This window comes from Roseateles chitinivorans (genome assembly GCF_050632145.1).
GTDB lineage: Bacteria > Pseudomonadota > Gammaproteobacteria > Burkholderiales > Burkholderiaceae_C > Roseateles > Roseateles chitinivorans_B.
Genome location: NZ_CP192577.1, coordinates 6,496,839 through 6,513,445 on the forward strand (window position 1 = coordinate 6,496,839; position 16,607 = coordinate 6,513,445).

At 70.6% G+C, this 16,607-nt stretch carries 16 protein-coding genes; 7 read left to right on the forward strand and 9 right to left on the reverse strand.

The window, feature by feature from the left end; all coding sequences use genetic code 11:
- Positions 1–4: 4 nt before the first annotated feature.
- Positions 5–619 carry a hypothetical protein gene (locus ACQ86G_RS29900; RefSeq protein ID WP_431258644.1) on the forward strand — a complete coding sequence of 205 codons (615 nt, stop codon included), beginning with the start codon at positions 5–7 and terminating at the stop codon, positions 617–619.
- On the opposite strand, the gene rng is transcribed toward ACQ86G_RS29900, so the two are convergent.
- The 9 genes from rng to ACQ86G_RS29945 form a co-directional block, all read right to left on the reverse strand.
- Positions 598–2,091, reverse strand: a complete 1,494-nt coding sequence (gene rng / locus ACQ86G_RS29905; protein WP_431258645.1) for a ribonuclease G — start codon at positions 2,089–2,091, stop codon at positions 598–600. The genes ACQ86G_RS29900 and rng overlap by 22 nt on opposite strands.
- A gap of 114 nt (positions 2,092–2,205) precedes the next feature.
- Complete coding sequence (locus ACQ86G_RS29910) at positions 2,206–2,814, reverse strand: Maf family protein (protein ID WP_431258646.1); 609 nt, start codon at positions 2,812–2,814, stop codon at positions 2,206–2,208.
- 7 nt (positions 2,815–2,821) lie between these two features.
- Complete coding sequence (gene rlmH, locus ACQ86G_RS29915) at positions 2,822–3,292, reverse strand: 23S rRNA (pseudouridine(1915)-N(3))-methyltransferase RlmH (RefSeq protein ID WP_431258647.1); 471 nt, start codon at positions 3,290–3,292, stop codon at positions 2,822–2,824.
- A gap of 4 nt (positions 3,293–3,296) precedes the next feature.
- A complete protein-coding gene (gene rsfS, locus ACQ86G_RS29920) occupies positions 3,297–4,244 on the reverse strand; it encodes a ribosome silencing factor (RefSeq protein ID WP_431258648.1) in 948 nt (315 codons plus the stop codon).
- Entirely contained in the window at positions 4,245–4,901 is a 657-nt protein-coding gene (gene nadD / locus ACQ86G_RS29925) for a nicotinate (nicotinamide) nucleotide adenylyltransferase (RefSeq protein ID WP_431258649.1), read from the reverse strand.
- Positions 4,902–4,931: 30 nt separating this feature from the next.
- Positions 4,932–5,867 (reverse strand): oxygen-dependent coproporphyrinogen oxidase, encoded by a 936-nt coding sequence (gene hemF, locus ACQ86G_RS29930; RefSeq protein ID WP_431258650.1) that lies wholly within the window; start codon positions 5,865–5,867, stop codon positions 4,932–4,934.
- Complete coding sequence (locus ACQ86G_RS29935) at positions 5,864–6,538, reverse strand: 1-acyl-sn-glycerol-3-phosphate acyltransferase (protein ID WP_431258651.1); 675 nt, start codon at positions 6,536–6,538, stop codon at positions 5,864–5,866. Before ACQ86G_RS29935 ends, hemF begins: the two co-directional genes overlap by 4 nt.
- Positions 6,539–6,595: 57 nt before the next feature.
- The gene (purD, locus tag ACQ86G_RS29940) at positions 6,596–7,879 is read right to left on the reverse strand and encodes a phosphoribosylamine--glycine ligase (RefSeq protein WP_431258652.1); all 1,284 of its coding nucleotides are present in this window, start codon (positions 7,877–7,879) and stop codon (positions 6,596–6,598) included.
- Positions 7,876–8,601, reverse strand: a complete 726-nt coding sequence (locus ACQ86G_RS29945) for a YebC/PmpR family DNA-binding transcriptional regulator (RefSeq protein ID WP_431258653.1) — start codon at positions 8,599–8,601, stop codon at positions 7,876–7,878. Before ACQ86G_RS29945 ends, purD begins: the two co-directional genes overlap by 4 nt.
- 105 nt (positions 8,602–8,706) lie before the next feature.
- On the opposite strand from ACQ86G_RS29945, the gene ACQ86G_RS29950 reads away from it, so the two are divergent.
- The 6 genes from ACQ86G_RS29950 (at position 8,707) to ACQ86G_RS29975 (ending at position 16,581) form a co-directional block, all read left to right on the forward strand.
- Positions 8,707–10,329 (forward strand): helicase HerA-like domain-containing protein, encoded by a 1,623-nt coding sequence (locus ACQ86G_RS29950; RefSeq protein WP_431258654.1) that lies wholly within the window; start codon positions 8,707–8,709, stop codon positions 10,327–10,329.
- Positions 10,280–11,221 (forward strand): hypothetical protein, encoded by a 942-nt coding sequence (locus tag ACQ86G_RS29955; protein ID WP_431258655.1) that lies wholly within the window; start codon positions 10,280–10,282, stop codon positions 11,219–11,221. The genes ACQ86G_RS29950 and ACQ86G_RS29955 overlap by 50 nt, the downstream gene beginning before the upstream one ends.
- 16 nt (positions 11,222–11,237) lie before the next feature.
- Positions 11,238–13,625, forward strand: a complete 2,388-nt coding sequence (locus ACQ86G_RS29960; RefSeq protein WP_431258656.1) for a hypothetical protein — start codon at positions 11,238–11,240, stop codon at positions 13,623–13,625.
- A 223-nt stretch (positions 13,626–13,848) separates the two neighbouring features.
- Complete coding sequence (locus ACQ86G_RS29965) at positions 13,849–14,367, forward strand: DUF6622 family protein (RefSeq protein WP_431258657.1); 519 nt, start codon at positions 13,849–13,851, stop codon at positions 14,365–14,367.
- A 148-nt stretch (positions 14,368–14,515) separates the two neighbouring features.
- Positions 14,516–15,715, forward strand: coding sequence for a sensor histidine kinase (locus ACQ86G_RS29970; RefSeq protein WP_431258658.1), 1,200 nt, complete (start codon positions 14,516–14,518; stop codon positions 15,713–15,715).
- Between the two features lie 23 nt (positions 15,716–15,738).
- Positions 15,739–16,581 (forward strand): LytR/AlgR family response regulator transcription factor, encoded by an 843-nt coding sequence (locus ACQ86G_RS29975; RefSeq protein WP_431258659.1) that lies wholly within the window; start codon positions 15,739–15,741, stop codon positions 16,579–16,581.
- Positions 16,582–16,607: the final 26 nt, after the last annotated feature.

The following is a 16,607-nucleotide window of genomic DNA, read 5'->3' on the forward strand; positions in this document are numbered from 1 at the left end:
CGCGATGACTCGCACCTCCATGACCGGCACCTCCTTCAAGCACCTCGTGGCGGCGACGGCGCATTTCCACCGCCTGGTCCGCGCCCAGCTGGTCACCGGCGGTGGCCTGGCCCATGCGCAGACCCAGATCCTGGGCGCTGCCCGGCTGGCCGGCCTGCTGATGTTCCGCAGCTTCCGCGTCGACACCGGCGCGCTCGCGCCGGGCATGCGCGTCCCGTCGGCGGAGGCGGAGATCCACGGCGCCCGGCTGCGCGAGGTGCTGCTGGCGACCCTGCATCAGTTGGGTCATGCCCTGCACCCGGACGACGTCGATCCCCATTGCATGACCGCGGCGCTGTCGCGCCTGGCGTTCATCGAAGTGCATGAGCGCCTCACCCTGCCGGTGCTGGCGTATCTGGAGCACTCGCCGATGGGGGTCCGGGATGCCGCGGTCGCCGCGGCCAGCGCCACCGCGGGCCTGATCCACGACCACGCACCCGCGATGCCGGCGCGCCAGGCGACGGCCCTCGCGCTCCACGGCTTCGAGGAGGGCCTGACGACGGTGCCCTGGCCGCTGGCGTCGACCTGCGCCGCCCTGCTGGGCAGCGCCAACATCGCTCACATCAAGACGATGTCGTAGTGTTCGGTCTGGTTGGTCGGCTCGGCGGTCAGCGAGATCGGCTTGCCGATGAAATCCGACAGGCCGGCCAGGTGCTGGTTCTCCTCGTCGAGCAGCATCTCGACGACGTTCGCCGCCGCCACCACGCGGAACTCCTTCGGATTGAACTGCCGCGACTCGCGCAGGATCTCTCGCAGGATCTCGTAGCAGATGCTGCGCGCGGTCTTGACCTGGCCGCGGGCCTCGCAGGTCGGGCACGGCTCGCAGAGCATGCGGGCCAGCGATTCGCGGGTGCGCTTGCGCGTCAGCTCGACCAGCCCCAGCTGCGTGAAGCCGCCGATCGTCACCTTGGTGCGATCGCGGCTCAACTGCTTGCGGAACTCCTGCAGGACGGCGGTCTTGTGCTCCTCGCGGGTCATGTCGATGAAGTCGACGATGATGATGCCGCCCAGGTTGCGCAGCCGCAGCTGGCGCGCGATGGCGCCGGCCGCCTCGAGGTTGGTCTTGAAGATCGTGTCGTCGAAGTTGCGCGCGCCGACGAATCCGCCGGTGTTGACGTCGATCGTCGTCATCGCCTCGGTCTGGTCGATGATCAGGTAACCGCCCGACTTCAGGTCCACGCGACGCGCCAGCGCGCGGGCGATCTCGGCGTCGATGTTGTTCAGGTCGAAGATCGGACGCTCGCCCCGGTACAGCTCCAGCTTGGCGGTCGCCGTCGGCATGTAGGTCTCGCCGAACGCGCGGACCACGTCGTACTGGAGCTTCGCGTCGATCCGGATCGAATTGGTCCGGTCGCTGGCCAGGTCGCGCAGCACGCGCTCGACCAGGCTCAGGTCCTGGAACAGCAGGCTGCCGGGCGGCAGGGTCAGCGACTTGTCGCGGATCGAGTTCCAGGTCTTGCGCAGGTAGTGGATGTCGGCGCCGAGTTCCTCGTCGCTCGCTTCCTCGGCGTTGGTCCGCAGGATGAAGCCGCCCGTGTTGCCGTCCTGGACGCCGGCCGACACCAGCGTCTGCATGCGCGTGCGCAGCGCGTCGCGCGCCTCGGGCGACCCGATCTTCTGCGAGATGCCGATGTGGTTGTCCTGCGGCAGGTGCACCAGCAGCCGGCCGGCGATCGAGATCTGGGTCGAGAGTCTCGCGCCCTTGGTCCCGATCGGGTCCTTGATGACCTGCACGGTCAAGGCCTGGCCCTCGTAGACCTGGCGCTCGATCGGCACGGCCTGCGCGGCTTCGCCATGCGGGCCGTGATGGCCGCGGGGATTCACGCCGTTCAGGTGCAGGTCGGCGACATGCAGGAAGGCTGCCCGCTCCAACCCGATGTCGATGAACGCGGACTGCATGCCCGGCAGCACCCGCGCGACCTTGCCGAGGTAGACGTTGCCGACGAGGCCCCGTTCCAGCGTCCGTTCGATGTGCAGTTCCTGCACGGACCCGTTCTCGACCACGGCCACCCGCGTTTCCTGCGGGGTCCAGTTGATCAGGATGTCTTCCATGTTCTTGTACTCCAGCGTTCTCGTCAGCCTCGGGGCTGGCGGCAACGCTCGAGTCGCCTTCCGGAAAGCTTTGTCGGTCCAGGGTCCGCTGCCGCTCCGCTTTCCCGTCCGTGTTCAGACGGGGAAACCGGCCTCCCGCAACAGCTCCGCCGTTTCAAACAACGGCAGGCCCATGATGCCCGAATAACTGCCGGCGATGTGTTCGATCCAGGCGGCCGCCTGACTTTGTATCGCGTAAGCGCCGGCCTTGCCCATGGGTTCGCCCGACGCCACATAGGCGCGCAGGCGTTCGTCGCCGATGGCGGCGAAGCGCACCTGCGACACGCTGAGGCCGTTCAGCACGCGGCCGTCCGGCAGGCCGACGGCCACGGCCGTCAGTACGCGGTGCTCGCGGCCTGACAGGCTGGCCAGCATCTGCGCCGCATGCGCCGCGTCGTCGGGCTTGCCGAGGATGCGGTCGCCCAGCGCCACGGTCGTGTCGGAACACAGCACCGGCGCGGGCGGCAGGCCGCGACGCTCGCGACGCTGCAGCGCAGCATCGAGCTTGGCGACGGTGACGCGGCGCACGTAGTCGTCAGGCGACTCGCCGGCGATCAAGGCTTCCAGCGCCTCGGCGTCCTCGTCGGCGCCGGGCAGCAGCAGTTCATGACGAACGCCGATCTGCTCCAGCAACTGTCGCCGACGCGGGCTCTGCGAGGCGAGGTACAGGAAATCTGCGGACATCGTCAGTTCATTCGCGGTGGTACGGATGGCCTTCCATGACCGACCAGGCCCGGTAGAGGCCTTCGGCCAGCAGCACGCGGACAAAGGCGTGTGGCAGGGTCAGGTCGGACAGGCGCAGCTTCTCGTCGGCACTCGACTTGATGCTGTCGTCGAGCCCGTCCGGGCCGCCGATGAAGATGGCGACGTCGCGCCCGTCGCCGCGCCAGAACTCGAGCCGCTGCGCGAGCTGCTTCGAGGTGACGCGCTCGCCGCGCTCGTCGAGGATGACGCGCCGGGCGCCCTTGGGGCAGGCGGCGTCGAGACGCAGGGCCTCGGCCGCCATCAGTTGCTCGGTCGACTTGCCGGTGGTGCGCGGTTCCGCCTTCACCGCCTTGAGCTCCAGCCGCATCTCGGGCGGGAAGCGCTTGGCGAAATCCTCATAGGCCTCATCGGCCCAGGCCGGCATCTTCTGGCCGACCGCGCACAACACCAGCCGCACGGGGTCAGGCCTTGGGCTTGGACTTCGTGCCGGTCTTCACCGTGGTCTTCTTGGCGGCCGGCTTGGAGACCGCCTTGGCCGCCGGCTTGGCGGCCGGCTTTCTCGGGGCGGTTGCCGGCTTGGCAGCGGCGACCTTCGGAGACACCTTCTTCGTCGCCGGCTTCTTGAGACCGACCTTCACCGTCTCGACCGGCGCCTGGGAGGCGGCGGGCTTGCGGGCGGTCTTGGCAGCGGGCTTGGCGGAGGCGGCGGTCGTCTTGATGCTCGTCTTCTTGGCGGCCGGCTTGGCGGACTTGGTCGCGGACGTCTTCGTCGCGGCGGTCTTCACCGGAGCAGCCTTCGTCGACTTGGCGGCGGCGGACTTCGTGCCGGTGGCGCGGGTCGGCGCCTTCTTCGACGCGGCACCGATGACCTCGCCGTCGACGGACTTGACCTTGGTCGCCTTCTTGCCGGCCTTGTCAGCCTTCTCGGCCTTCTCGGACTTGTCGGCCTTGCCCGCCTTCTTGTCCGCGGACTTGTCGGCCTTCTTGGCGGAAGACTTCTTCGCCTTCGGCGCGTCGTCCTCGTCGTCCATCGGCTCGGAAGCCTTCACCAGCTTCGTGCCGCCGTTGCCCAGCTTGAGCTTGACGGGCTTGCCGCCCCAGATCTCTTCCAGGTGGTAGTACTGGCGGATGGCGGGCTGCATCAGGTGGACCACGGCGGCGCCGCAGTCGACGATGATCCATTCGCCGTTGTCCTCGCCCTCGGTGCGCATCACTTGCATGCCGCGCTTCTTGACCGTCTCGCGCACGCTGGAGGCCAGCGCCTTGGTCTGCCGGTTGCTCGTGCCCGAGGCGATGATCACGCGCTCGAACAGCGGCGACAGGCGTTCGGTGTCGAAGACCAGGATGTCCTGGCCCTTCACATCCTCGAGACCATCGACGATGGCACGTTCCAGTTTCTTGATGTCCATTCAGTTCTCACTGTAGAGACGGTGCCGGGAAATATAACCCGCCACCTCTTCGCCCACCACGGGCCCTACGTCAGCGCCCTCGGCCGCCAGTCGGCGGGCCTCGGTGGATGACCATTCCAGCGCCGGCATCGTCAGCCGGACCAGCCGATGCGGCCGTTCCAGCAGCGCCGCCGGCGCCTGTACCTTGTCCTGCGCGCGGGCCGCGACTGCCAGCCCCATGCGCTCGACCAGTTCCTCCCAGCCGTTCCAGCCCGGGAAGCCGGCCAACTGGTCCTGCCCGAGGATCAGCCACAGCGCGTCGTCGGGACGCGCCTGCTGATACTCGCGCACCGAGTCGAGCGTGTAGCTCGGCCCGGCGCGTTTCATCTCGCGATCGTCGAGGACGAAGCGCGGATCCCCGCCCGGCCCCTCGATCGTCAACCGCACCATCTCGGCACGGTCCGCGGCCGCCGCCATCCGGCGGCCCGCCTTCTGCCACGGCTGTCCCGCGACGATCCAGCGGACCTCGTCCAGCGCCAGCTGCTCGAGCGCCGCATGCGCCAGCGCCAGATGCGCGCGGTGCACCGGATCGAAGGACCCGCCGAACCACCCGACCTGACGGATCCGACCCGGCCCCTTCGCCAGATCGTTCGGTCTTCCGGAAGCGCCGTCGCTCACTGCTGATCCCTCCGGCTCACGCGCGCGCCTTCAGAACCACAGGTGCGTCGGCACCTCGTCCGCCCAGTCGCGGGGGCGGAGGAAGTCGCTGTAGAGCTTCGCCTCGGGCGAGCCTGCCTCGGGCTGCCAGTCGTAGCGCCAGCGCGCGACCGGCGGCATCGACATCAGGATGGACTCGGTGCGCCCGCCCGACTGCAGCCCGAACAGCGTGCCGCGGTCGAAGACCAGGTTGAACTCGACGTACCGTCCGCGCCGGTATTCCTGGAAGTCGCGCTCGCGTTCGCCGTAGGCCAGACCGTGCCGACGATCGACGATCGGCTCGTAGGCGGGCAGGAACGCGTCGCCGACGGATTGGACCATGCCGAACGCGTTCTCGACGCCGCCCTCGGCGAAATCGTCGAAGAAGATGCCGCCGACGCCACGCGGCTCGTTGCGGTGCTTCAGGTGGAAGTACTCGTCGCACCACTGCTTGAAGCGCGGATAGAGCGCCTCGCCGTGGGGCTCCAGCGCCGCGCGGCAGGTGCGGTGGAAGTGCTGCGCGTCGCGTTCGAAGCCGTAGTACGGCGTCAGGTCCATGCCGCCGCCGAACCACACGACCGGCTCGCGGTCGGGCGGCAGCGCCGCGAACATGCGCACGTTCATGTGGACCGTCGGCACGAACGGGTTGTGGGGATGCAGCACCAGCGACACGCCCATCGCCTCGAACGGCGCGCCGGCCAGCTCGGGCCGATGCGCCGTCGCCGACGGGGGCAACACCCGGCCCCGCACATGCGAGAAGTTGACGCCACCGCGTTCGAACACGGCGCCGTTCTCGATCAGGCGCACCAGGCCGTCGCCTTCGAGGCGGCCGCCGGGCTCGCGCTGCCAGGCGTCGGTGATGAACTCCTGGCCGTCCAGACGCTCGAGCGTCGTGACGATCCGCTGCTGCAGGCCGAGCAGGTAATCGCGCACCAACTGCGTATTCATCGGGGATCTCCGTCCTTGGCGGGTTCTTTGTGGGATTCCTGGGAGGAACCGGGCTTCAACCGGATCGGGCCGGCGTTCTGGGGGTACTTGCCCCGACGGCCTTGCAGGACCTCGGCGAACAGCGCGAAGTCCCGCGCCGGATCGCCGCTGACCTCGACGAAGTCGGTGAACAGCACCCGCTTCGTCGCGAAGTCGAACGACGCCAGTCCGACCGGCACGTCGGCCTGCACGGCCACGTGGTACGCGCCGGACTTCCAGTGGTCGGCGTAGCCGCGCGTGCCCTCGGGCGCCACGATCAGCCAGAAGGACTCGTCGTGCGCCTTGGCGGCGAGCATCTGTTTCACCGTGTCGGCGACCATGCCGTTGGCCGAGCGGCGGTTCACCGCCACGCCGCCGATGGACCGCATCCAGCGGCCGACGACCGCCGGCCTGAACAGGCTGTCCTTGGCCCAGAACTTCAGCTGGAAGCCCAGGCTCCACTTGGTCAGCACGCCGATCGGGAAGTCCCAGTTCGACGTGTGCGGATAGACCATCACGACGCCCTGCCTCGCCGGCAGGCCCTCGTTGACGATGCGCCATCCGAAGACCCCCAGCACGGCGCGCGCGAGCGCGCTGCCGCCGGGCATCGGCGTCAGCGCGCCGGTCCAGCGGCGAGGGGCGGAAGGGGCCACGGCAGGTCGGGGGCGGAGTTCGTAGTTCGGAATTCGGAGCGGTCGGGTCGGCGCAGGTCAGCGCTTGATCGCCCGGTATCCGATGTCCTGGCGGTACTGCTTGCCGTCGAACTGGATCGATTGCGCGGTCTGGTAGGCCAGCTGCTGCGCGTGGCGCACGGCCTCGCCCAGCGCGGTCACGCACAGCACGCGGCCGCCGCTGGTCACGAGCTGGCCGTCGTCCTGCATCGTGGTGCCGGCGTGGAAGACCATCGCCTCCTCGCCGTCCACGGGCAGGCCGCTGATCGCGTCGCCCTTGCGCGGCGACAGCGGATAACCGCCGGCGGCCATCACGACGCCCAGCGCGGCGCGGCGGTCCCACTGCAGTTCGACCTGGTCGAGCGTGCCATCGGTCGCGTGCATCAGCACCTCGAACAGGTCGCTCTTCAGACGCATCATGATCGGCTGCGTCTCGGGATCGCCCATGCGGGTGTTGAACTCGACGGTGCGCGGCTGGCCGTGCGCATCGATCATCAGCCCGGCGTACAGGAAGCCGGTGAACGGCGCGCCGTCGCGGGCCATGCCCTGGATCGTCGGCATGATGATCTCGTGCATCGCCTTGGCGTGGACGTTGGGCGTCACGACCGGCGCGGGCGAGTACGCGCCCATGCCGCCCGTGTTGGGGCCCTGGTCGCCGTCGAGCAGGCGCTTGTGGTCCTGGCTGGTGGCCAGCGGCAGCACATGCTTGCCGTCGCACAGCACGATGAAGCTGGCTTCCTCGCCTTCAAGGAACTGCTCGATGACGACGCGGGCGCCGCCCTCGTTGTGGACCACGCCCAGCTTGTTGTCCGCCAGGATCCAGTCGATCGCCTCATGCGCCTCGGCCAGCGTCATCGCGACGACCACGCCCTTGCCCGCCGCCAGGCCGTCGGCCTTGATGACGATGGGCGCGCCCTGCGCGTCGACGTAGGCATGCGCCTGGGTCGCGTCGCTGAAGGTCTCGTAGGCGGCGGTCGGGATGCCGTGGCGCTTCATGAACTCCTTGGCGAAGGCCTTGGAGCTCTCCAGCTGCGCGGCCGCCTTGGTCGGTCCGAAGATGCGCAGGCCGCGGGCGCGGAACTCGTCGACGACGCCGGCGGCCAGGAAGGCCTCCGGACCGACGACCGTCAGCGTGATCTTCTGCTCGATGGCGAAGTCGGCCAGCGCCTTCACATCGGTGATCGGCACGTTCTTCAGCAGCGGGTCGCGCGCGGTGCCGCCGTTGCCGGGGGCCACGAAGACCTGGGTGACGCGCTCGCCCTGCGCCAGCCGCCAGGCCAGCGCGTGTTCACGGCCACCATTGCCAAGGACCAGGACCTTCATTCGGACAGGCTCGCGTTGTTGTAGACGTCCTGGACGTCGTCCAGGTCCTCGATCACATCCAGCAGCTTCTGCATGCGGGCGGCATCTTCGCCGGCCAGATCGATGGTGTTCTCGGCGCGCATCGTGACTTCGGCGATTTCGGGCTTCAGGCCGGCCGCCTCGAGCGCGTTCTTGACGGCTTCGTAGTCGGCGGGCGAGGTCAGCACCTCGATGGCGCCGTCGTCGTCGGTCAGGACGTCCTCGGCGCCGGCTTCCAGCGCGACTTCCATGACCTTGTCCTCGGAGGTGCCCGGCGCGAAGACCAGCTGGCCGCAGTGCTTGAACTGGAAAGCCACCGAGCCTTCGGTGCCCAGGTTGCCGCCGTACTTGCTGAACGCGTGACGGACCTCGGCGACGGTGCGCACGCGGTTGTCGGTCATGCAGTCCACGATGATCGCGGCGCCGCCGATGCCGTAGCCCTCGTAGCGGATTTCCTCGTAGGTCACGCCGTCGAGGTTGCCGGTGGCCTTGTCGACGTTGCGCTTGATGTTGTCGGCCGGCATGTTCGCGCCCTTGGCCTTCTCGATCGCCAGGCGCAGGCGGGGATTCATGTTGATGTCGGCGCCGCCGGCCCGGGCCGCGACGATGATTTCACGCGTCAGACGGGTCCAGACCTTGCCGCGCTTCTCGTCCTGGCGACCCTTGCGGTGCTGGATGTTCGCCCATTTGGAATGCCCTGCCATGTCCTCGTTCTCCTGTGACGCGGCCCGGAAGAAATTCTCCGGGGCGGCGCGGTGGTTGCTTCGTTAGACTGCGATTTTAGCTTTTTTGCCTCTGGAGACTTCCGCATGGCCGACCCGATCCTGCTGGCCCGCCACGGCGACATCGAGTGCCAGCTGTTGCCCGCGCTGGCCAACCGCCACGGCCTGATCACCGGCGCGACCGGCACAGGGAAGACGATCAGCCTGCAGAAACTGGCGGAATCCTTCAGCCAGATGGGCGTCCCGGTCTTCATGGCGGACGTCAAAGGTGACCTGACCGGCATCTCGCAGGCCGGCGCGCCGTCGACCAAGCTGCTGGCGGTGCTCAAGGAGCGCGGCTTCGAGCCGCCGGTGCCCATCGCCTGCCCGACGACGCTCTGGGACGTGTTCGGCGAACAGGGCCATCCGGTGCGCGCGACGGTCTCCGACATGGGGCCGCTGCTGCTGTCGCGGATGCTGGCGCTCAACGAGACCCAGGGCGGCGTGCTGCAGATGGTCTTCAAGATCGCCGACGACCACGGACTGGCGCTGCTGGACCTGAAGGACCTGCGCGCGATGCTGCAGCACGTCGGCGACAACGCCAGCGAGTTCACGACGCAGTACGGCAACGTCTCGGCGGCCAGCGTCGGCGCGATCCAGCGCGGGCTGCTGCAGATCGAGGCGCAGGGCGGCGACAAGTTCTTCGGCGAGCCGATGCTCGACATCCACGACTTCATGCAGACGTCGGATGGATTGGGCGTGATCAACATCCTGGCGGCGGACAAGCTGATGGCCGCCCCGCGGCTGTACGCGACCTTCCTGCTGTGGATGCTGTCGGAGCTGTTCGAGGCGCTGCCCGAGGTCGGCGACCTGGACAAGCCCAAGCTGGTGTTCTTCTTCGACGAGGCGCACCTGCTGTTCAAGGATGCGCCGGCGGCGCTGGTGGAACGGATCGAGCTCGTGGTGCGGCTGGTCCGCTCCAAGGGCGTGGGCGTCTACTTCGTGACGCAGAACCCCCTGGACATCCCGGACACGGTGCTGGGACAGCTCGGCAACCGGGTGCAACATGCGTTGCGCGCGTTCACACCGCGGGACCAGAAGGCCGTCAAGGCCGCGGCGGACACGATGCGTCCGAAGCCCGGCTTGGACATCGCGATGGCGATCACCGAACTGGGCGTCGGCGAGGCGCTAATCAGCCTGCTCGACGAGAAGGGCCGGCCCGCCATCACCGAACGGGTGTTCGTGCTCCCGCCGGGCAGCCAGATCGGACCGATCACGCCGGAGCAGCGCAAGGCGCTGCTCGCCGGGTCGCTGGTTGCCGGTGTCTATGAAAAGCACATCGACCGGGAGTCGGCCTATGAAAAGCTGACTGGCCGGGCGTCGACGACGGCGGACGCCGCGCCGCAGCCGTCGCAGGCGGGATCGCCGCGCGGAGGCGCCGGCGCGGGCTCGATCGCCGACGAAGCAGATCAGGCACTGCGCCGGGCGCCGACCACGGGTCGCGGCGGAGCGCCCGCTCCCGCGCCTGCGCAGGACGACGGTGGCGGCCTGCTCGGCGGGCTGAAGGACGTGCTGTTCGGCAGCACCGGCCCGCGCGGCGGGCGTCACGAAGGGCTGGCGGAGACGGCGGCCAAGTCCGCGCTGCGCAGCATCGGATCGTCGGTGGGTCGGGAGATCGTCCGTGGCGTGCTGGGCAGCCTGCTGGGCGGCGGTACTAAGCGCCGCCGCTGAGCTGGCGGCGCCGGGCGCCGCGGGGGCGGCCGAGCCCGCCAGGGCCACGACTGCAACCGCCGTCCCGGCCGCCACGTCCGCTGAGGCCGCCACGTCCACGACCTCCACGACGTCCGCAAGGCCTGACCCCGGGCCGTCGGACATCGCCTGGGTCTGGGACCACCACGCGCCGCCGGCCGGCGCCACGGCCTGGGCAGTCACCGTCACGCAGATGCGGCTGACGCCCGACGGCATCGAGGAGCAACCGCGACGGCAAGGCCTGCCCCCGCCGGGCGGGCGCCCGGTGACGCCGGTCGTGCATGTGGACCCGCTGCCCCAGGGCCGGCGGCCGGTGCCGGCAGGGGAGCTGTACGACGGCGCGGGCGCCAGCGCATCGCCGGGACGTGCGCTCACCGAGCGCCAGACCCGCGCCATCGTCCAGCGCGTGCTGGACGCGGCCTCCCGTTCGACGAGCGGCTGGGTGCAGCTCGACTTCGAGGCCGTGCCCTCGCAGCGCGACAGCTATCACGCGCTGGTGCGCCAGCTGCGCGCGGCGCTGCCGGCGTCGACGCGGCTGTCGGTGACGGTGCTGGCCTGGCAATGCCGCAGCCGCGCCTGGATCGCGCCGATCGTCGCCGACGAGGTCGTGCCGATGTTCTTCCGCCTGGGCCGCGACACGGCCCGCTGGCAGCGGGAACTCGCCGACGGCGCGGACGCGCTGCAGCCGCGCTGCCGCCACGAGGCCGCGGGTTTCTCGCCGCAGGACACGCCGCCGGCGGCCTGGCAGCGGCGCTGGCCGAAGCGCTACTGGTTCAACCTGGCGCGCGGCAAGACGACCCGTTGGCCGCTCGAATGGGAACGACGCGTCTGGGGCGACGCCAATACGACAACGCCTGCAACGTCATCACGCTGAAGAGGGAGACGAATCCATGACCACGACGACCCGCGCCAGGATCCGCCTGACGACGATCGCGCTGCTGCTGGCCGGCGGCGCCGCCACCGGACCGGCCCGCGCCAGCGGCTTCGACGACGCCAACGACTTCGTCGCGGAGAGCCGCACCGAGATCCGGCTCGACCGCTACGTGCAAGGCCAGTTGGGCGTGGTGCTGCCGACGTATTCGAGGCCGATGCTGTACACGGCCTGGCGCGCGATCGCGAGCGCGGACGCGCACCGCCCGCTGGTCCCGATCGCCGGCGAGTGGCTGGACAAGGCCTGCTGCGACGCGGGCGCCGGCCAGTCTTCCTGGGAGCCCGAACGGCAGCCGTCGGTGGCCGCCTGGCTGGCCGCGCGCCAGGAACTGGTCGCCGAGCCGCCGCGCTGGCGTCCGGGCACGATGAAGGAGACCGCCCCGCGCTCCTACGTCGAGTTCCTGAACTGTCCGGACGGCGCCTACGCCTTCGCGGTCGAGACGCTGGCCAGGCTGCGCCAGCGCCCGGACGCGACACCGGCCCGGCTGCGCGCCTGGGTCGACGGCCAGGACCTCGTCTTCGCGCAGTGCGCGCCCGACCTCGCGGCCAAGGCCTTCCCCCCGCCGAAGACACCGCCGGTCGCGCCGCCGGCGCTGACGGACCTGCCGGCGAACGAGGCGCTCGCGTGGCGTCAGGCGCGGCAGTACCAGCGCGCGGCATCCGCCTTCTACAGCGGCGACTGGGCGACCGCCGAGAGCGGCTTCGCGGCAATCGCCGCCGACGACGGCCACCCGTGGCAGGCCTGGGCGTCGCTCGCGCGGATGCGGACGCTGGTGCGCGAGGCGTCGCTGGCCACGCCCGGCCAGCCCGACGGGATAGGCGGTCCGCGACGCCTGCCGACGGTGCTGCTGGATCGGCTGCAACCGCTGGCCGCGCGGATCGCGTCCCACGCGGACTGGCCCGTCCAGCGCGAGGCGGCGGAGAAGCTGCTGAACCTCGTCCGCGCGCAGACCGATCCGGAGCGGCGCTTCGCGCAGCTCAGCCGCGAGCTGGCCCTCCTGGACCAGGCGCCGGCGCCGCAATCGCTCGCGGACTGGGCCCGGATCGCGGATCACTGGCTGGACGGCGGCCCGGACGGCGCGCAGCGCACGCGCTTCCCGCAAGTGGGCGCGCTGCCGGTGATGGACTGGATCCTGGCGTTCAGGCACTGCGGGACCGAGCCGTCGTCCACCCCGCCGTCGGCATCGGCGGTGGCGGCGCAGGTGGCGCGCTGGAAGACCCGCCCAGACAGTGTGCTGTGGCTGATCCCGGCCATGAGCTGCGCCCACGGCGACCTGCTCGCGAAGGACGCCGCGACGTGGCGGACGCTCCAGGCCGCCGCGGACCGGGTACCAGCGTCGCATCCGGGATGGATGACGGTCCGGCTGGAGCAGGTCCGGCTGCTGCGCGAGGCCGGCGAGTTCGACCGTGCCCGGGCCCAGTTGACCGCGCTGACGGCGACACCCGCACCAACGCCCAGCGCGCGCAACCTGATCGCCGAAGAATCATTGAAACTCGCCCGCACGCCGGCCGACGCACTGCCGTGGCTGAGCCGCGAGTACGGGACCTGGTCGCGCTTCAATGGGGGCGACACGCCCTATCCCTACGACTTCCCGCCGCCTAAGCAGCGGGCGCTGGACAACGACGGCGTGGAGGTCCTGCTCGGGCGATTCGGGCTGTCCGAGTGGAAAGCGGCCGTGGCATCGACCGCGGTGGCACCGTCGATCCGGGCGCAACTCGCCTTCGGCCTGTGGTGGCGGGCGGAACTGACCGGACGTACGGAACTCGCGCGCGGCGCCGCGACGGCACTGGCCGGGCTGCTGCCGCGTGCGGACGGCGAAGCGCTGACCGGCCCCTACCTCGGGGCCACCACCGACGCCGAGCGTCGGGCCGCGCTGTGGCGGGCCTCGGTCACGCGCCCCGGCCTGTCGGCGGCGCCGATCTCCGGCATGGGGTCGGTCGACGTGGTCTCCGGACTGAAGGCCGGCGATCCGCAGGAGGCGGCGGCCGGCATGTGGTGCCAGCTGGACACGAACGGCGGCGTGGCGGACGCGAAGGACGCGGCGACGCGCAATCCGGTACCGGGCGCGGTGTCCGGCTGGCCGACGCCCGAAGCCCTGGCGCAGGAACGCGCCGCGCTGCGCACGGTCGGCAGCGCGACCGGCGCCTATGCGAAGTGGGTGCTGGCCGAGAGCAGGCGGCCGGACCGTCCGGCCGACCTGCCCTGGCTGCTGTACGTCGGCATCCAGTCGACCAAGGGCGGCTGCGTGGACAAGGACAACAGCGCCCAGTCCAAGGCCATGTTCCAGACCCTGCACCGCCTGTATCCGAAGTCGGAGTGGGCCAAGCGCTCGCCGTACTTCTACTGAGGCACGGCTTCGGTACTGCCACCGCCGCTGGCCCTCACCCCACCCTCTCCCGCAAGCGGGAGAGGGAGCAAGAGGCTTCAGTACGTCCACGGCCGCCGCACTTCACGCCGTCCGGCCACCGCTCGCGCCGGATCCGGGCGCCTCATCGCAATCCCATGGCCGGCCCGGGCGGGCTCGAAGACAGTCGATCCCATCGACAACGCACTGCCTCACGGAGCCCGCCATGACCCCCACCCCGATCCAGATCCTGTCCCACATCCCCGGCTTCGTCTGGGCGATCCTGGTGATGATCCTGTACTTCGGCCTCAAGCAGACCCGCGACACGGCGATGCGCGCCAAGCGCCTGATCGTGCTGCCGGCGCTGTGGCTGGTGTTCGGCGCCTGGGGCGTCGAGAAGAGCTTCGGCCTGGACGGCCTGGCGGGCCTGGCCTGGCTGCTGGGCATCGTCGCCGGCGTCCTGACGCTGCGCGCGCTGCGCTGGCCCGGCAACGTGCGCTACGACGCCGGCAGCCGCCGCTTCATCGTCCCCGGCAGCTGGGTGCCGATGGCGCTGATGGCCGGCATCTTCGTCCTGAAGTTCGCCTCCGGCATGAGCCTGGCCCTGCACCCCGACTACGCCCGCAACCTCGCCTACGCGATCGGGTTCAGCGCCACCTTCGGCCTGTTCAGCGGCGCCTTCCTGGGCCGCGCCGTCAACATCCTGTCCCACCGCCCGCAGGCGTCCGCCGCCATCGCGGCCTGAGCTGGCAGACACCGGCACGGACGCCGGCACGACCCAGGGCGCACCCCGCCCCCTGGGCGCCCCTCGCACGCCCCCCGGCGGACCGCACGGTCCGCCCGGGAGCAACCACTAGCCGCCGCCCCGGCGCCATCGCCGACACTCCGCCCCCATGAGCCCCCTGCCCCTCTCTCCGCCCGTGCGCTGGATCGTCCGGCACGTGCTCATCGTGCTCACGCTGACCGTGGTCGTCTCCCTGGCGCTGGTGGCCATCTTCAACCAGCCCCTGCGCCCGACGCTGATCTACTGCTTCTTCATCTCGCTGTTCTGCGCCGCCAGCATCAACCTGCTGCGCTACGGCCTGGGCTGGGTCCGCTGGCGGCTGCTGGAGCGACTCGGCCGCGCGCCGGCCGAACCCTTCGACTGGCCGGGCTGGCCGCTGATGGTGGTGTGCCTGCTGCTGGGCACCCTGGTCGGCTACAGCCTGGGCGTGGAGGCCGGCAACATGGTGACCGGCCTGCAGGAGAAGAGCCTGCTCTCCAGCCCCTTGCGCCGCGTGTTCAGCGTGATGGTGATCGCGCTGATCCCCGGCTTCGGCGCGACGCTGTTCTTCCTGTCCCGCCATCGCATCGCCGCCGCCGAGGCCCGCGCCGAGACCCTGCGCCGCCAGGCCGCCGAGACGCAGCTGCGGCTGCTCGAATCGCAGCTCGAACCGCACATGCTGTTCAACACGCTGGCCAACCTGCGGGTGCTGATCGGGATGGACACGGACCGGGCGCAGGCGATGCTGGACCACCTGATCGCCTTCCTGCGCGCCACGCTGTCGGGCTCCCGCGCCGAACGGCATCCGCTCAAGGACGAGTTCGCCCGCATCGCCGACTACCTGGCGCTGATGCAGGTCCGCATGGGGTCGCGGCTGCGTTTCGAGTTCGAGCTGCCCGACGCGCTGCGCGAGATCCCGGTGCCGCCGCTGCTGCTGCAGCCGCTGGTGGAGAACGCCATCAAGCACGGCCTGGAGCCGCACGTCGGCGGCGGCACGCTGCGGGTGCGTGCGGTCGAGGCCGAGGGCCAGCTGTGGCTCGACGTTGAGGACGACGGCGCCGGCTTCGACGCCGAGGCCGCACGCTCACCCGAAGGCGGCTTCGGCACGGTGCAGGTCCGCGACCGTCTGGCGGTCGCCTGCGGACCGCAGGCACAGCTGGAACTCACCCGGCTGGACCTGTCCCGCCCGGCAGGCGGCGGCACGCGGGCGCGGATCCGCATGCCGCTGCCCTCGTCCGCGGGCCAGACCACCAGCACGACCCCGACCCCGCCGACGTCCGGCCCCGTCTCCGGCACCACGTCCGGCACCGCGCCCGGAACCGCACCCTGAACCGATCCGATCTTCCTGGAGGAATGCCCATGCCCACCGCCCTGATTGCCGAAGACGAGGAACTGCTGGCCGCGCACCTGCGGCAGGAACTGAAGGCGCTCTGGCCGGAACTGGAGATCGTCGCGATGGCCGCGCACGGCGAGGAAGCCGTGACGATGGCCCTGACGCACCGGCCGGACGTCTGCTTCCTCGACATCCGCATGCCCGGCATGACCGGCCTCGAAGCGGCCGCGCAGCTCGCGGACGACTGGGAGGACACGGCGGCCGGCGGCGCGCCGTTCCCGCTGCTGGTCTTCGTGACCGCGTATGACCAGTTCGCGCTGCAGGCCTTCGACCGCGCGGCGGTGGACTACGTGCTCAAGCCGGTGCAGCGGGAGCGGCTCGCGCAGACGGTGTCGCGCCTGAAGGCCGCGCTCGCGCAGCGGCAGCAGCCGCCCGCGGCCCTCGAATCGGCCATCGAGCAGCTGCGGGGACTGCTGGGCGTCCCGGCGACACCCGCGGCCGCGGGGGCGGGCGCCGCCCCGGCGGGCGGCACCGCGCCGACGCTGCGGCATCTGCAGGTCGGCGTCGGCGAGTCCATCGTGCTGGTGCCGGTCGACGACGTCGTGTACCTGGAAGCCGCGGACAAGTACGTCCGCGTGCTGACCGCCGATCAGGAGTACCTGGTGCGCATCTCGCTGCGCGAGCTGCTCCCGCAGCTCGACACCGAGCGCTTCTGGCAGGTCCACCGCGGCCACATCGTGCATGTGGACGCGATCGAGCGCGTGCACCGCGACGACACCGGCAAGCTCACCCTGCGGCTGCGCCACCGGCCCGAGCGGCTGGCGGTGAGCCGGATGTACGGGCACCTGTTCCGGGCGATGTGAACATCCCCGCCCGGGAGAGGCCCTGC

Coding starts and splice junctions, on each gene's coding strand:
- ACQ86G_RS29975 (WP_431258659.1), top strand. CDS start 15,739: ATGCCCATGCCCACCGCCCTGATTGCCGAAGACGAGGAACTGCTGGCC.
- ACQ86G_RS29970 (WP_431258658.1), top strand. CDS start 14,516: ATGAGCCCCCTGCCCCTCTCTCCGCCCGTGCGCTGGATCGTCCGGCAC.
- ACQ86G_RS29950 (WP_431258654.1), top strand. CDS start 8,707: ATGGCCGACCCGATCCTGCTGGCCCGCCACGGCGACATCGAGTGCCAG.
- purD (WP_431258652.1), bottom strand. CDS start 7,879: ATGAAGGTCCTGGTCCTTGGCAATGGTGGCCGTGAACACGCGCTGGCC.
- rng (WP_431258645.1), bottom strand. CDS start 2,091: ATGGAAGACATCCTGATCAACTGGACCCCGCAGGAAACGCGGGTGGCC.
- rsfS (WP_431258648.1), bottom strand. CDS start 4,244: ATGGACATCAAGAAACTGGAACGTGCCATCGTCGATGGTCTCGAGGAT.
- ACQ86G_RS29910 (WP_431258646.1), bottom strand. CDS start 2,814: ATGTCCGCAGATTTCCTGTACCTCGCCTCGCAGAGCCCGCGTCGGCGA.
- ACQ86G_RS29945 (WP_431258653.1), bottom strand. CDS start 8,601: ATGGCAGGGCATTCCAAATGGGCGAACATCCAGCACCGCAAGGGTCGC.
- hemF (WP_431258650.1), bottom strand. CDS start 5,867: ATGAATACGCAGTTGGTGCGCGATTACCTGCTCGGCCTGCAGCAGCGG.
- ACQ86G_RS29900 (WP_431258644.1), top strand. CDS start 5: ATGACTCGCACCTCCATGACCGGCACCTCCTTCAAGCACCTCGTGGCG.
- ACQ86G_RS29965 (WP_431258657.1), top strand. CDS start 13,849: ATGACCCCCACCCCGATCCAGATCCTGTCCCACATCCCCGGCTTCGTC.
- ACQ86G_RS29960 (WP_431258656.1), top strand. CDS start 11,238: ATGACCACGACGACCCGCGCCAGGATCCGCCTGACGACGATCGCGCTG.